At 57.4% G+C, this 14,702-nt stretch carries 14 protein-coding genes and 1 riboswitch; of the genes, 13 read left to right on the top strand and 1 reads right to left on the bottom strand.

What is annotated here, in order from left to right; genetic code table 11:
• Nucleotides 1–57 precede the first annotated feature (57 nt).
• From EV586_RS10465 to EV586_RS10430, 8 genes are all read left to right on the top strand, one after another.
• Entirely contained in the window at nt 58–3,102 is a 3,045-nt protein-coding gene (locus EV586_RS10465; protein ID WP_165898518.1) for an S-layer homology domain-containing protein, read from the top strand.
• A 277-nt stretch (nt 3,103–3,379) separates the two neighbouring features.
• A complete protein-coding gene (locus tag EV586_RS10460) occupies nt 3,380–3,580 on the top strand; it encodes a cold-shock protein (RefSeq protein WP_087456860.1) in 201 nt (66 codons plus the stop codon).
• Between the two features lie 85 nt (nt 3,581–3,665).
• Nucleotides 3,666–3,905 (top strand): cold-shock protein, encoded by a 240-nt coding sequence (locus EV586_RS10455; protein ID WP_132945038.1) that lies wholly within the window; start codon nt 3,666–3,668, stop codon nt 3,903–3,905.
• Between the two features lie 171 nt (nt 3,906–4,076).
• The gene (locus EV586_RS10450) at nt 4,077–5,225 is read left to right on the top strand and encodes a helix-turn-helix domain-containing protein (protein WP_132945037.1); all 1,149 of its coding nucleotides are present in this window, start codon (nt 4,077–4,079) and stop codon (nt 5,223–5,225) included.
• A gap of 301 nt (nt 5,226–5,526) precedes the next feature.
• Nucleotides 5,527–5,961, top strand: a complete 435-nt coding sequence (locus EV586_RS10445; protein ID WP_132945036.1) for a helix-turn-helix domain-containing protein — start codon at nt 5,527–5,529, stop codon at nt 5,959–5,961.
• 27 nt (nt 5,962–5,988) lie between these two features.
• The gene (locus EV586_RS10440) at nt 5,989–6,825 is read left to right on the top strand and encodes a tetratricopeptide repeat protein (RefSeq protein WP_132945035.1); all 837 of its coding nucleotides are present in this window, start codon (nt 5,989–5,991) and stop codon (nt 6,823–6,825) included.
• Nucleotides 6,826–6,954: 129 nt separating this feature from the next.
• A complete protein-coding gene (locus tag EV586_RS10435; protein ID WP_279388291.1) occupies nt 6,955–7,803 on the top strand; it encodes a 3-hydroxyacyl-CoA dehydrogenase family protein in 849 nt (282 codons plus the stop codon).
• Between the two features lie 68 nt (nt 7,804–7,871).
• A complete protein-coding gene (locus EV586_RS10430; protein ID WP_132945033.1) occupies nt 7,872–8,405 on the top strand; it encodes a hypothetical protein in 534 nt (177 codons plus the stop codon).
• A gap of 69 nt (nt 8,406–8,474) precedes the next feature.
• On the opposite strand, the gene EV586_RS10425 is transcribed toward EV586_RS10430, so the two are convergent.
• Nucleotides 8,475–9,140, bottom strand: a complete 666-nt coding sequence (locus tag EV586_RS10425) for an SOS response-associated peptidase (RefSeq protein ID WP_132945032.1) — start codon at nt 9,138–9,140, stop codon at nt 8,475–8,477.
• A gap of 144 nt (nt 9,141–9,284) precedes the next feature.
• On the opposite strand from EV586_RS10425, the gene EV586_RS10420 reads away from it, so the two are divergent.
• From EV586_RS10420 to cobJ, 5 genes are all read left to right on the top strand, one after another.
• Entirely contained in the window at nt 9,285–9,896 is a 612-nt protein-coding gene (locus EV586_RS10420; protein WP_132945031.1) for a hypothetical protein, read from the top strand.
• A gap of 16 nt (nt 9,897–9,912) precedes the next feature.
• Nucleotides 9,913–10,926: a serine hydrolase domain-containing protein gene (locus tag EV586_RS10415; protein WP_132945030.1), complete on the top strand. Its 1,014-nt coding sequence runs from the start codon at nt 9,913–9,915 to the stop codon at nt 10,924–10,926.
• Nucleotides 10,927–11,058: 132 nt separating this feature from the next.
• Nucleotides 11,059–11,604 (top strand): cob(I)yrinic acid a,c-diamide adenosyltransferase, encoded by a 546-nt coding sequence (gene cobO / locus EV586_RS10410; RefSeq protein WP_132945029.1) that lies wholly within the window; start codon nt 11,059–11,061, stop codon nt 11,602–11,604.
• Between the two features lie 115 nt (nt 11,605–11,719).
• Nucleotides 11,720–12,718, top strand: coding sequence for a nicotinate-nucleotide--dimethylbenzimidazole phosphoribosyltransferase (gene cobT / locus EV586_RS10405; RefSeq protein WP_132945028.1), 999 nt, complete (start codon nt 11,720–11,722; stop codon nt 12,716–12,718).
• Between the two features lie 32 nt (nt 12,719–12,750).
• Nucleotides 12,751–12,926, top strand: a riboswitch (cobalamin riboswitch).
• A 141-nt stretch (nt 12,927–13,067) separates the two neighbouring features.
• On the top strand, nt 13,068–14,699 hold the full coding sequence (gene cobJ, locus EV586_RS10400; RefSeq protein ID WP_132945027.1) for a precorrin-3B C(17)-methyltransferase: 1,632 nt from the start codon (nt 13,068–13,070) through the stop codon (nt 14,697–14,699).
• Nucleotides 14,700–14,702 lie beyond the last annotated feature (3 nt).

The following is a 14,702-nucleotide window of genomic DNA, read 5'->3' as shown; positions in this document are numbered from 1 at the left end:
GAGAGCGGGGGTCAGTAGGATGAAATGGTAACCTGCATGGGGAGAGAGGGAAAAAACATGAGACGCAGATTCACTTCGAGCCTGCTGGTCGTCACACTGGCCGCAGGGATTGTAGTCGTTCCGGCTCCGGATCTGGCCCGCGCGGCAGTGGGGAACGTGACGTTTACGCTGAGTAGCCCGCTGGAGAACGGCAAGATCAACCGGTTGACCCGGCTGGATGGCATCGCCGTCGACCCGGATGGAGATGAGCTTCAAAACGGCGGGTACCTGATCAAGCGGCTGAGCGACGGAAAGTTCATGCAATACACGGCCTCGGCGAATCCGGCAGACTTCTGGGTCGCAGACGGGCATGGCGGCTACGGGCTGTACAAAGGAGAGAACGGACAGTATTACCGCGATCTGGATGCCTGGCAGATCGACGCGCTGTACGAGGAAGGCGAGTACGAGATCCGCTTTAACATCAATGAATGGAACGGCACGGAGATGTCGTCAAATTTCAAAAATGTGCGGTTCACGATCGACAAGACGGCGCCGAGGATCACCGGGCCGGTTTTGTCGGATGGGGCGATCGTCTTAAACTTCTCCGAGCCATTAGCTGGAGGTGCGGCGCTCGACAAAGCGGATTTTGAAGTCTTGATCAACGGGACGCCTGCTGTGATCGATTTTGTGGCGCCGGACGAGCAGCGCACGTTTGCAGTGATGGGCTTGAGCAGCGGGGCGCACAAAGGCGATATCGTGACGGTCCGCTACGCGCCGCAAGGGATGCCTGCCACCGACGCGGCCGGCAATGCGCTGTCGTCAGAAGCGGTCGCCGTCGACAACCGGCTGATCGGAAGTTTCCAAAGCGTGCCGCAGATCGACCTGCCGAAGCGTGCCGGCTACACGCTGCAGGCAGGCGACGACATCGTCACGTTTTCCCCGACCGACAGCTTGGCGAATCAGATCATTTTTGAATTTCCCACAGATGGCGACAATCGGACGTCGATCCAACGGCTGGCGCTGAAGAAGAGCGACTTGGTCTTGTGGAACAACACCGATGAAACGCAGATTGCCCCGGCGGCGATATTCGTGGCGGGCGACGACTATGGGCTGACGGTACTCCTGCCTGACGGTGTCGTGCTGGAAGAGGGCAAGTCGTACACGCTCGCGTTGTCGGGTACGGCAGGGGGCGATGAAATCACACTGCTGCCGACGCCGACGACAGCTGCAGGCGCGTCGCTGATAACGATGGGGACTAACGGGATCGCCGATCTGTACACGTTTGCGAATCTGGAGTTTGCGCCGTACGTTCCACCGGCCAAAACCCCTGCGCCAGACCTGGAGAAGGTCACCGTGATCAACAACAGCCTCGGTGCCGATGTGCTGATCGTGGACGGGGTGGGCCGGGAAGTGACCGTCAAGGTGTATGACCAGGCAGTGGGAGGTTCTGTGCTCGCTTCGATGACGCAGGGAGCAGAGCCTGGCCGCCTGCTGCTGACGGTCGGGGACGGAATCGCGCTTCCGACCGTGTACATCGCGGCGCAGGCACCGGAGATGGCGGAGAGCAGCCGCGTGGCGGTCACCGTTCCCGGCATCGTGCAAAAAGAGCTGCTGCGCTTCACGCTGCAAGGGGCGACGACGCTCTATATGGAAGCGGTCGAAGGCGTTGCGGACGGTCAATATCCACTGGGAGCAAAAGCGGAGCTGCAGACGGCGATCCAAGCAGGGCTGACGGTGTTGAACGGCACGCTGTATACGCAGGCGGATGTGTTGCAGGCGCTGGGCGCAATCGATGAGGCGGTGGAGGCGTTTCGGGCGAAGAAGATTGTGATTCCGGGCGGCGGAACACCGGTTTCGCCTCCGACGACCGTGCCTTCGCCGGTGCTGAAAGTGGTGGAAAACGGCGTCGTGCTCGGCACGCTGCCGCTGACACGGAAAACGGATGCAACCGGCCGTGTGACCGATCAGGTGGACATCACCGATGCGGTGGCGGCAGACCTCGTCGCCCGTTTAAAGGCGGCAGGTGCCAATGCGCTGCACCTTGTGTTTGCCGAGGACAAAGCGAGTAACAAAGCAGCAAAGCTGACTCTGTCCGCAAACGCGGCCGATCGACTGGCTGACGCAGGGTTGAGCGTGAACGTGAGCTTGTTCCAGACGCAAGCGGTCATCCCGGCTGCGTCGCTGAAAGCGGCCGGGCAGACGGTTGAGTTTGAAATCGCCCCGGTCACCGCGCAGTCTGACGTGGAGGCGGTGAAACAGCGGGCGGCATCGAATGCCGATCTGCGCAAAAAAGCGGGCAACGGTGTCTTGACCGTGTTGGGTGTGCCGGTGTCGATTGAGACGAATCTGCCGCAGTTGCCTGTAAAACTGTTCCTGCCGCTCGACGGCGCAGCGCTGAGCGAGGAGCAGAAGCAGGACACCGGGATCTACATCGAACACAGCGATGGCGGCAAGGAACTGGTGCAAGGACGTTTTGTCACCAACGCAGCCGGCGTGTCCGGCATCGAGTTGTCGGTCGACCGCTTCAGCCTGTTTACTATCGTGCAGGTGGAAGGCTGGGGAACGCTGCAGCCTTACCTCACCGGGTATGACGGCGGCCTGTTCAAGCCGGACGCGGCGATCACGCGGGCGGAGCTGGCTGCGATCTTGGCAAAAGTGATCCGCGGGGAAGCGTGGGGCGGCAAGTCGGCGTTCTCCGATGTGGCCGATTTACACTGGGCCAAGCGGTCGATCGAAAGAGTCGGCCAACTGGGCCTGATGCAAGGCGACCCGGACGGCAAGTTTCACCCGGAACGCACCATCACCCGCGCCGAGATGGCGGCGATCATTGCCGCATGGCTTCCGTCGCAGAACGCAGCTGCGGCGACGGCAGGCGCTCGCGCCTTCTCCGACCTCCAAGGCCACTGGGCGGCGTCGTCTATTGAAAGGGCTCATCTCGCGGGCATCGTGAACGGATATCAGGACGGCACGTACCGGCCGGAGCAGGCGCTGAGCCGCGCCGAAGCGGCCGTGCTGGTCAACAAACTGCTCGGCCGTGCGCCGGAGCTGGGCGCAGTGCCGAAGTTTCACGACGTGCCGTCCGCGCATTGGGCGTTTGGCGCAATTCAGGCAGCAGGGAAATAAGCGGACAGGAGCGGAGTCCTCTGTGTTTTTTCGACACGGAGGACTTGCTTTTTGTCGAAAAAGGCGATATTTTATTTTTATTGGCTTTTTCTTGGGAATGGTTTGCTTTTCGCAGATGCCTGTGATAAGATAAGATCAAATACAAACGGATTACCTAATTCACGTGTTGCAAAGGGTTATCAGTTGTACGAATGATACTTTTTTCAATGTGTGAATTTTATTTTTGTCACGAGAATAAAAGAAACATGTTAATCTAACTTTCTGGAGGTTTTTCCACATGCAAACAGGTACTGTTAAATGGTTCAACGCTGACAAAGGTTTCGGCTTCATCGAAGTTGAAGGCGGTTCCGACGTATTCGTACACTTCTCCGCTATCCAAGGCGACGGTTTCAAAACCCTCGACGAAGGCCAACGCGTACAATTCAACGTTGTTGAAGGCAACCGCGGCCCGCAAGCTGAGAACGTTGTAAAGCTGTAAGCTTTGACAACTTAAACTGCCCTTAACTCCTGTTAGGGGCAGTTTTTTCTTTACGTCTTCGAAAAATCAATTGAGGGGGCTTACCATGTATAATCGAGGAAAGTCGCAAGAAGAAGTTCCACAGGTGGATACCGCGATCTGGACCTGCACCAAAGAAGATTGCAACGGCTGGATGCGCGATAACTTCGCATTCGATGCTGCACCAACTTGTGTCCTCTGCTCCTCCCCGATGGAAAGCGGCATCAAGCTGCTGCCAGTACTTGATAACCCGAATGGTGATTTGAAGGCATTAAAGAAAGGCACGCAGATTGAGAAGTCTGAGTAGATGACTCTTCTGTGCCAAAGCCTGACTCCTTGATGGAGGCAGGCTTTTTTTTTGTGTTTTGATCGTAAAAAAAACTCCCTCAGGCCAGGCGGCACGAGGGTTTTTTAGCTATACGGACGCGTTAATGAGAGTTATAATTACTCTCGAAATATTGATTTGGAGGATAAATAAATGGGGCTTCCGTTAGGACGTCGGATCGCCGAGATCATGAAAGAGAAGGGCAAAGCGTTCTCTCAACAGGCGATTGCAAATAAAATGGGGATCAGTCGGGAAACGGTGCGCTTGATGCTGACCGGTGAACGCGTGATCCTGCCGCACGAGCTCAACCAGATTGCCTCCTTTTTGAAAGTGCCAGTCGAGCGGATCAAGCAAGAGGATACATACTTCGAAGTGAAAGAGTTGTCGACGCTTTTAGATAAGCTTGGCGACAAACATCGTGCGCTCGAACTAGCTCAGCGCATCGCAAATGTTGCGATTGGTGTTACTGAAAGATGTGAGGCGCTTAACCACTTAGGCAATGCATATTACGATCTACAAAAATATGAAGAAGCCCATGCCTCGTGGTTACTGGCGTATCATGAAGCAACTGAGATCAAAGAGCGTTATAAAGAGACAGAATTTTTATTTAACGTGACAAAAAATCTCATGATTTCATTTGCTGCAAGAAAAGAGTACACCCATCTTTCAAACATCATTTCCGAACTGGAGCCGATCTTCGATCTGCAACCGGAGTATTCAGGTGCCCTCTGTTATTCCTACGCAATGATTGAATATGAAAAAGGGAATATTGAGGCTACCAAACAGAGATTGTATCAATCCTTGGAGTATTACATCCAAACGGGAGATCGCATAAACATTGGGATTGCGGAACGAAACGTAGGGTTTATCGAGTTTGTAACTTCTAATTATGAGAAATCAAAGGAATATTTCGAACTGGCGCTTCCTAAGCTAGAAAAGTACGACTATTCCTATTGGGTAACGGTCAAGGATTATAGTAAGACACTGATCAAACTAGGAATCCTTGAACATGCGAAACAACAGATTACCACTGCTTTGGAGATCGCAGGTACAAGCGGCTTATTGGAACTAGAAGGCAAGCTCATGCTCTTGCTTGGGCGAATTGATCATACCCCGGAGCATGCAAAGAAGGTCGTTTCCAATTGTGCATATGGAAGTAAAGTCCGTGATTTGGGCTGCAAGTACTTGATGGAGTACTACAAGCGTGCTGGGGAAGCCGAATTATTCATGAAGTATCATGAACTCTCGGAGAGCATTCGTGGTGATTCGTACATGGATTTGATAGAAGAGGAGGATCTGTAAATGAAAAGGTTCATTCTGTGGGGTAGCATTGTAGCAGTAGCTCTTGCATTTTCTTTGACTATGATAGATCGTACATCCGAAAATGCGGAACTTCTTCCGCCGAGGCCTAGTATCATTAAGAGTACCTAAAGTTCCGAACCTCTCGTTACGACGAGAGGTTTTTTTGTGCCTTCCTTACAAATTATCTGACAATACTTCGCATTATGAAATGTCGCAAATGAATCATTGGTAATCTATACATTTATTTCATACATTTTACTACAATAATAATAACAACTATTCCGTTCAGGGGGTCGTCCCAATGTCAGCCAGCATATCGCTTGGACAACGAATCCGCAATCATCGCTTACGAATCGGTATCACACAAATCGACCTTGCCCAAGGCCTCTGCACCCCGTCGATGATCTCCCAGATTGAAAGTGACCGGGCACGCCCCTCTTACAAAATCCTCTACGGCATCGCCGACCGCCTTAGCGTTCCGCTGGAGCAGCTTTTGCAAGACGTCGATCTCAATCTGGAGCATATCAGCTTCTATAAAATGGCGCTATGCATGGTGCAGGCGGGGGAGTACCACGCTGCGATCCCTTTGCTCGAAAGCATCCCCGAGGTCAAGGCGGCCAGCATCCCGTCGGCCAAGCTGAAGCTCGAACTGGCCAAATGCTACGTCCAGACCGGAGAGCTCGACCGCGCCTCGTCGCTTTTGCTCAGCATCTTAGATGACGCAAAATTTCGGTAGGACACGGAAACACTGATCACCGTACTCTTGCACCTCGCAGATCTTTCTGTCCAAAAGAAAGAGTACCAGGTCGCGAAATTCCACGCGCAAGAAGCGCTGGAAAAATACAAAACGCACGGCATCCTCGACCCGCTGCTGCACAAAGACATCCTGTCACAGCTCGCTACCATCCACACCCACACCGGGGAAGTGCAGCTTGCGTCCAACTACTACGAAGAGCTGATCGTGATCGGCGAACGCCTCACCACGCTCAGTGAAAAGGCGAAGACTTTCTACGAGCTCGCCCATGCCTACCAGCGCCAGCAACAGTTCGAAAAAGCGAGCCATTACGCGACGCTGTCCATCTCTGTCTTCAACGAGTTGAAAGATCAAACCCAATACCTGTCATGGCGGCAAAAGCTGATCCTCCTGCAACAGAGCGAAGCCAACTGGCAGCAGTCGGTCGAAAGCCTGCGTGAGATCGCCACCCAGTACCTCTTCCTGCCCGACCAAGCCCGCGCAGGCGAAACGTTGACAGATGCTGCATCGATCCTGATTGACCACAACGAACTCGATAAAGCGTTTGAACTGATCGAAGAAGCAAGCGCTTACCTGTCTCAGCAAAGCCCTGCCGCCGGGAAACTGCAACGTCTCCGCGCCGACCTGTCCTTTGCGTCCGGCCACACCGAGCAAGGGGAGAAGCACCTGCGCAACGCCATCCAGATCTTCGAGAAGTACACCATGCTTTCCGAACTCCGGGAATCGGTACTCACCTTATGCAAGCGCCTCAACGAAGGGGAAAATTCTACAGAAGCATTTGCCCAGCTCGAACGGCTCGATCAACTGATCAACCGCCACCTGTCCAACCGCGGGATTGCATTGTAAGTGAGAAGTAATTTGAGCCTGTCGTAAAAATTCGACTGGCTTTTTCTTTTTTCGGTAAATGTGGAGGAGGTTACTGGCAGGGCGCGAATTAAATAGTAAAAGTATCTGGATTCAATTAGAAAGGTGTGAATTTTAGTGAAAGTTGGAGTTCTTGGCGCTGGCGTAATGGGTTCCGGCGTGGCGCAGAGCGCGGCACAGGCGGGGCATGAAGTGATCGTGGTGGATTTGCATGAAGAGGTGCTGGCGAAGTCGAAGGCGTCGATCTACCAGAACGTGCGCTTTGCAGGCTTTTACCAGAAGGATAAACAGTTGGAGTCGGTCGATGTGGTCATGCCGCGCCTGACCTTCACCACCGACTACGCGGCGCTGGCCGATGCGGAGATCATCGTCGAGAACGTGCCGGAAGTGTGGGAGATCAAGCGCGACGCCTATGTGAAAATGAACGAGATCTGCGGCGAAGACACCGTGTTCCTCGTCAACACGTCCTGCATCTCGATCACCAAGATCGGCAGCCTGATGAAGCGCCCGGACAAAGTGATCGGCGTGCACTTCATGAACCCGGTGCCGATGAAGCCGACCGTAGAGTCGATCAAAGGCTGGCACACCTCGGAGGAGACGATCCAGTTCACCAACGACTTCCTCGGCTCGATGGACAAGAAGGCGATCATGGTCAACGACCTGCCCGGTTTTGTCTCCAACCGCCTGTCGCATCTGCTGATGAACGAAGCGGCGTACGTCGTGCAAGACCAGGTCGCCGATCCGAAGTCGGTCGATGACATCTTCAAAGAGTGCTTCGGCCACAAGATGGGCCCGCTGGAGACGGCCGACCTGATCGGGTTGGACACCGTTGTCCAGTCGCTCGACATCCTGTATGAAAGCTATCAAGACCCGAAATTCCGCGTCTGCCCGCTGCTGCGCAAGATGGTGGAAGCTGGCCTGCACGGGCGCAAATCGGGACAAGGTTTTTATTCTTACTAATATCTACCATAAAAATTGAATGATATGGTACAATAGCCCCATCAGACAAATGTGCGAGGTGGGGCTTTTTGAATACCAGACGTTGGATTGGTGTGGTGTTTCTGGTGCTGGGCGTCCTGTTTCTGACCGGGCAGGCAGGCATGCTGGGCGATGCGTTTTCGCCGGGCAAGATCTTGGGAACTTTCTGGCCGCTGTTGTTCGTCATCCCGATCGGGCTGGCGTTTCATATCGGCTTCCTGGCCAGCGGCGGGCGCTTTGCCGGGCTGCTGGTGCCGGGTGGAATTTTGCTCGGCGTCGGTGTCGTCTGCCAGATCTCGATGCTGTTCGATGCGTGGGGCTACATGTGGCCGGGCTTCATGGCTTCGGTGGCCTTGGGGCTGTTCGAGCTGTATCTGTTCGGCAACCGCCAGCCTGCGCTGTTGATCCCGGTCGGGATTCTCGGCGGGCTGTCGATCATTTTCTTCATCGTCTTCGGGCTGGGGCAGCTGGCGACATTTGGCCAGTACGGGTTCGCCGCGCTGTTCCTGCTGCTCGGGCTGGCTTTGTTCCTGCGCGGGGAGAAGCCGAAGAACGGGAGCCAGCGGCTGAAGGATCTCAACTAAGCGTGCAGCGCATGACCAAACGGAAAAGCCATGGCGGGGCCAAGCGGCCCTGTCATGGCTTTTTGCTGCTTAGATGCCTGCGATGCACGCCGGCACTTCGTTGCGCACGTTGCCGACCATTTTGTCGACCGGATAGGCGTACATCTCGTCCTCCGGGTAGGGCACGAGCAGGGAGTGCAGCAGCTCGGCGTCCTGCTTCCCGCGGTCGAGCCAGATCGCTTCGTCCTCACGGCGCAGGATGACCGGCATGCGGTCGTGGATCGAGGCGACGAGAGAGTTCGGCTTGGTGGTGAGGAGAGTGCAGGTATGCACTTTGCTGCCTTCCGGGGACGTCCAGGTCTCATAGAGACCGGCGAACGCGAACAGGTCTTGATGCTTCAGCAAAATGCGCATCGGCTGCTTGCCGTCCCCGGTCGCCTGCCACTCGTAAAACCCGTCGGCGGGGATCAGGCAGCGCTTGCGGAGAAAGGCGCTTTTAAAAGCGGGCTTTTCGGCCACCGTTTCTGACTTGGCGTTGATCATCTTGTAGCCGATCTTCTCGTCTTGCGCCCACGGCGGCACGAGGCCCCATTTGAGCTGCCCGATGCGGTTCTTCCCGTCGCTTTGGATCACGGCGGTGATGAGTTGTCCCGGCGCGATGTTGTAGCGGGGCGCATAGTCAAACGCCGGCTCATCCGTCTCAAATCGCATCGCCAACTGGTCGGGCGTGATCGTCAGCGTAAAACGTCCGCACATCTGTCGAACACCTCCTGGGCCTCTTTTTTTACCTCTATCATACCATGCCGGGGTGCGGCACCAAAAATGTTAGGCTTTACATTTTAGTTATTTGTGAAGTACCATTTAATTATACTATCTGGTCAGTGCAAGAATACGAAGGCGGTGGATGAAAAAATGGTGCTCGTGACCGACTCGCCCCAGATGCACTTGGTGCGGTGGGCGGCGGAAGTGCGGGAAAAAGCGGTGGGACTGCCTTGGGAAACAGGTGCGGCGACGGAAGGATTTGGCGCGTTTTCTGTCGGGCTGAACGAAGCGGAGACAGGCTGGCTGCTGGAGCAGCAGGCGGCGGAAGAGGTGCTGCTCACCGCCTTTTGCACGGTGCTGTCCGACTGGACGGGGCGCAGCGCGCAGTGGGTGAAAGTCGGCACGTTGCCGCTGTTGATCGAGCTGTCGGCAGAGGAGAATCCCGTTGCGGTCTTGAACCATGTACGGAAGCAAGTGCAGCGCGTGCGGGAACATGATGAGCTGCGCGAACTGGCGGGCATGGAAGCGGTGCTCGCCAAATATGCGGTGCCGCGGCCGGAAGCCAAGCTGCATGTCGGCGACGGCGCCTTGACTGCGCCGCACCGCTATCCGCTGGAGCTGCGCGCGGAGTGGATCGGGGAGCAGCTGTTTGTCAGGCTCCATTTTGCCAAACGGTCGCTTTGCGAGTCGACGGCAAGCTGGCTGACCGACCGGTTCACCGCGGAGCTGCAGCGGATGATTCAAGGGTAGAGGCAGGGATTTAATAATGACGTGCTGGCGGGAATTGGTGGAGTATGTGGACCGCATCAACGAGTGGAACGGAGCGAGCGGATCGGCGCTGATCGTGATGCGAAGGGGCGAGGTCGTCTGCGAGCATTACGCCGGACACCATTCGCATGAGGCGGGCGCGCGGCCGATCGGGGCGGATTCGCAGTTTAACATCGCGTCGGCGCGAAAGAGCTATCTCGGATTCGCCGCGGCCTGGGCGCTGCGGGAAGGGAAGATCGGGAGCTTGGATGACGCGGTGACCGGCTATCTGCCGGAGCTGGACGCTGCGCTGCTGCAGGGGACGACAATCCGCCATCTCTTGACGCATACGCACGGGCTGCATGAGGACGTACATGGACGGCTGTTCCGCGAGTTCGCGCCTGGCCGTTCGTGGGCGTACCGCGGGGTGAACGTGGTGATGATCACCGACATCATCGAGCGCGTGACGGGCAAGACGGTGGCGGAGATCTTGCAGGAGCAAGTGTTTGTGCCGCTCGGCTTTACGGAGACGGGCTGGCGGACAGAAGCGTCGGAGCATCTGGTGCAGGTGATCTTGGACGCTCCGGAGCGGACGGAGCTCAATCTCGGCACCGACGGCAGCGGCGGCGGTATGCAACGCAATCTGTTCGTGTCGGCCCGGGAGTTGGCGCAGTGGGGGCAGTTGCATTTGACGCAAGGGTTGGTCGAGGGCAGGCCAGTCGTGCCGGCTGAAATTATTCAATTGGCGACAAGTGTGCACAGTCCAGAGCCCACCGACCCGGCGCTGCCGCCGATGGGCTTTTTCTGGTATGTGCAGGACCGTCCGGCCGCGCGAAGCGAAATTGGCCCCGCCGTTCCCCACGGGTCGTTCCAGATCCTCGGCGTGACCGGGCCGCTGGTGCTGGTCGTGCCGGAGGAGGAGCTGGTCGTGGTGCGGATGGCGAACAAACGCTATAACTATAGCGGCCCGGATGGGGATTATCTGCATTACCTGCGCGAGTTTGGCGACCGTGTGATGGCGAGTGTTTCCTGAAGCTCTTTAAAGGTCAGACCTTTCTGATCTCTCACTGAATCATTTCACAAATGGCGAAGACTTGAAGCGGAAGGCCTTTTGTGCTTAAATGGCGCAGTAGCAACAAGGAGCAGGATCGGGAGGAGTGAGAGGATGGAGCGGGAGAAACGGCAGGGCATGACGCTCGTCTACACCGGGGACGGCAAAGGCAAGACGACGGCGGCGCTGGGGCTGTGCGTGCGCGCGGTCGGGCGCGGGTATAAGGTGCTCGTGCTGCAGTTTATCAAGTCGCCGGAGCGCACCTACGGCGAGCAGATCGCGCTGGAACGCTTGGGCGTGGAGATCCGCCAGCTCGGCATCGGATTTACGTGGACGAAGACGCCGGACGAGCACCGCGCGGCGCTGGCGAAAGCGTGGGCTGTCGCGAAGGAGAGCGTGCTGTCCGGTGACTACGATGTGGTGATTCTGGATGAGCTGAACAACGCGCTGGCGATCGAGCGCTTTCCGGTCGCCGACGTTTTGCCGCTTGCTGAGGTGCTCGATGTGATGCGGAATCGTCCGCACTATGTGCACCTGCTGATCACGGGGCGCAGCGCCAAGCCGGAAGTGATTGAACTTGCCGATCTGGTGACGGAGATGAGCCCGGTGAAGCATTATTACGAGGACGGCATCCCGGCCGTTTTTGGCATTGAGTATTGATTTTCCGTATTGATTTTTTTCAAAAGTTGCCGTAGTCTGTTTGCTAGAAAATTGAACCATGCGCCAAGCCTGCACAGGCTTGGTTTTTTTATAGCCACAGAAGGGATGATGCGAGATGATGCAAGCGGCAAAAGAGCGTTGGGACTTTTTGACGAAACCGCCGGGGAGCCTCGGGAAGCTGGAGGAGATCGGGATTCGGCTGGCCGGCCTGCAGGGCACGGTGTTCCCGACCGTGGACAAGCGCGCCGTCGTCGTCATGTGCGGAGACCACGGTGTGACGGAGGAAGGGGTCAGCGCGTTCCCGGCGGAAGTGACGGGGCTGATGATGCAGAATTTCGTGAACGGCAAGGCGGCGGTCAACGTCTTGGCCCGGCAGATGAACTGCGCGGTGCGGGTCGTCGATGTCGGCAGCCGTGTTGAGGGAGAGGTGCCGGGCGTGCTGTCCCGCAAAGTGCGCAAGGGCACGGCCAATTTTGCCAAAGGACCCGCGATGACTCGCGAGGAAGCGGAGCTGGCGATCGCCGTCGGCGTGGCGACGGTGGAAGAGTTGTACGCACAAGGCGTGCAGGTGGTCGCGCTCGGGGAGATGGGGATCGGCAATACGACGCCGAGCGCGGCGCTGGCTGCCGTTTTGGTCAACACTCCGCTGCTGCCGCTCGTCGGGAAGGGGACGGGCATCGATGAGGAGAAAGTTCTGCACAAAGCGCGCGTCATCGAGCGTGCGATCGAAGTGAACCGGCCGGATGCGAGCGACCCGCTGGACGTGCTGGCCAAATTGGGCGGCCTTGAGATCGCCGGGCTGGTCGGCGTCGTCCTCGGGGCGTGGGAGCGGCGGATCGCGGTGCTCGTCGACGGAGTGATCGCAGCGGCGGCGGCGCTGGTGGCGGTCCGAATCGAGGAGCGGGTGAAAGAAGTGCTGTTCGCCTCGCATCTGTCGCAGGAGCCGGCCCATCTCGTCTTGCTGCAGGAGATGGGCCTGCAGCCTCTGCTGACCTTGGAGATGCGGCTCGGCGAAGGGACGGGCGCGGTGCTGGCGATGCCGCTGCTCGAAGCGTCGTGCCGTCTGGTCGCGGAGATGGCAACATTTGCGGATTTGGGTCTCGACAAGCCTTGATTTTTCACCTATACTTTGAATCGTTCGATAACTGCATAGGATAACGTTCAGGTGCTCGCAAGAGCTTAATAGGGAAGCCGGTGTAAGTCCGGCACGGTCCCGCCACTGTATTTGGGGAGCATCCTCTAACATGCCACTGTGTCAAATGGGAAGGCAGAGGATGTGATGATCCATAAGTCAGGAGACCTGCCTGTCATGTTTTCCATACCTTCTTACGGGGATATAAGAGGGATGGTCGATTGGTTTGTCATGGACGTTTTTTCTGCGTTTACCCATGTAGACATCTGACGCCTTCTCTTTTGAGAAGGCGTTTTTTATTTGCCATTTTTGCTGACAAGGAGTGAAGGAGATGCGCGGGAAGCTGCTGATCATCGGCTTTGGGCCGGGGAGTTTTCAACACATCACAGAGCGGGCGCGGGAAGCGCTTCAGGAGTCGGATGTGATCATCGGGTACAACACGTACGTCGATCTGATCCGCGGGCTTTTGACCGATCAGGAGATCGTCCGCACGGGCATGACGGAAGAGGTCAGCCGGGCGATCGAAGCGGTGCGCCAGGCGGAGCTCGGGAAAAAGGTCGCCGTGATCTCCTCCGGCGACGCCGGGGTGTACGGCATGGCCGGACTCGTCTACGAAGTGCTGGTGCAAAAGGGCTGGCGGGAAGCGGACGGCGTGGAGGTGGAAGTGATCCCGGGCATCTCGGCGATCAACTCCTGCGCGTCTCTGCTCGGCGCGCCGGTGATGCACGACGCCTGCACGATCTCGCTCAGTGACCACCTGACGCCGTGGGAGCTGATCGCACGCCGGATCGAAGCGGCGGGCATGGGGGATTTTATCGTCGCCCTCTACAACCCGCGCTCCGGCAAGCGCACGCGCCAGATCGTCGAGGCGCAGCAGATCCTGCTCAACTACCGCTCGGCCGACACGCCGGTCGGTCTCGTGAAGAGCGCCTACCGCGACCGCCAGTCGGTCGTGCTGACCACGCTTGGCGAGATGCTCGAGCATGACATCGGGATGCTGACCACGGTGATCATCGGCAACACCTCGACCTTCGTCTATGACGGCAAAATGATCACCCCGCGCGGCTACCAGCGCAAATACACGCTCGACAAAGCCGAGCAGCCGATCAAAGCGAACGAGCGCCTGAAAGAAGAACACGAGCCTTGGGCGCTTCACGGCGGCCTTTCGGAGCGTCAGTCTTCCGTTTTGAAACAGGAAGCATCGGGAAGCAACTCGCTCGAACTGGCGATGCAAGCGGTGACCCTGCTCGCCGAACGCGGCGTGGTGAATACGAAGGCGGTGGATGCTCCCGTCTCGAATCCGTACGACACCATGCCGGCGATCCTCGAAATCGCCGTCTCGCCGGGCGTCGGCAACAAAAAGCTGACCGCGAAACAGCTGACCGCCCTCATGGCCGCAGCGGGCGACGAAGGCGAGATCGAATACACCCCGCACCACTACGTGCTGCTCCGCGTGCTGACCAAGGAGCCCGACCAGGTCGTCTCCCAGCTGGAAGCGGCCGGGCTGCTCGTGCAGCCGATCGGCGACGTGGTGCAGGTGAAAGCGTGCGACTTCTGCAACGGCGAAAAAACGCAGTCGATCGCCGAGGCCGAGGAGATCGCCGCCCGCTTTGCCGGACTGGCGGTGCCCAAAGAGCTGAAGATCGGCTTCGCAGGCTGTGCGATGGCCTGCTACGGCTCGGCGCATGAAGACATCGCCGTCATCTACCGCCGGGGCAAATTCGACCTCTTCCTCGGCGGCAAGACGATCGGCCGCAACGCGCATGCCGCGCAGCCGGTCGCAGAAGGAATTCCGGCCGACGAGCTGGTCGACACGGTCGGTCGCGTGCTGGCCGAATACAAGGAAAAAGGCCATCCTGACGAGCGCTTCCACAAGTTTTTCAAACGGATCGGCGCAGTCGCCGGCTACCACCACAACGAACACGTACCCGCAGTCACCGTCGATACGGTCTGCGGAGACTAGGAG

It is taken from the genome of Tumebacillus sp. BK434 (assembly GCF_004340785.1).
In the GTDB taxonomy this organism is placed as follows: Bacteria; Bacillota; Bacilli; order Tumebacillales; family Tumebacillaceae; genus Tumebacillus_A.
The sequence above is the reverse complement of the archived record's forward strand: the minus strand, read 5'-3'. Positions and strand labels throughout refer to the sequence as shown.

Coding starts and splice junctions, on each gene's coding strand:
- EV586_RS10460 (WP_087456860.1), top strand. CDS start 3,380: ATGCAAACAGGTACTGTTAAATGGTTCAACGCTGACAAAGGTTTCGGC.
- EV586_RS10415 (WP_132945030.1), top strand. CDS start 9,913: ATGACGTGCTGGCGGGAATTGGTGGAGTATGTGGACCGCATCAACGAG.
- cobT (WP_132945028.1), top strand. CDS start 11,720: ATGATGCAAGCGGCAAAAGAGCGTTGGGACTTTTTGACGAAACCGCCG.
- EV586_RS10465 (WP_165898518.1), top strand. CDS start 58: ATGAGACGCAGATTCACTTCGAGCCTGCTGGTCGTCACACTGGCCGCA.
- cobJ (WP_132945027.1), top strand. CDS start 13,068: ATGCGCGGGAAGCTGCTGATCATCGGCTTTGGGCCGGGGAGTTTTCAA.
- EV586_RS10455 (WP_132945038.1), top strand. CDS start 3,666: ATGTATAATCGAGGAAAGTCGCAAGAAGAAGTTCCACAGGTGGATACC.
- cobO (WP_132945029.1), top strand. CDS start 11,059: ATGGAGCGGGAGAAACGGCAGGGCATGACGCTCGTCTACACCGGGGAC.
- EV586_RS10425 (WP_132945032.1), bottom strand. CDS start 9,140: ATGTGCGGACGTTTTACGCTGACGATCACGCCCGACCAGTTGGCGATG.
- EV586_RS10445 (WP_132945036.1), top strand. CDS start 5,527: ATGTCAGCCAGCATATCGCTTGGACAACGAATCCGCAATCATCGCTTA.
- EV586_RS10450 (WP_132945037.1), top strand. CDS start 4,077: ATGGGGCTTCCGTTAGGACGTCGGATCGCCGAGATCATGAAAGAGAAG.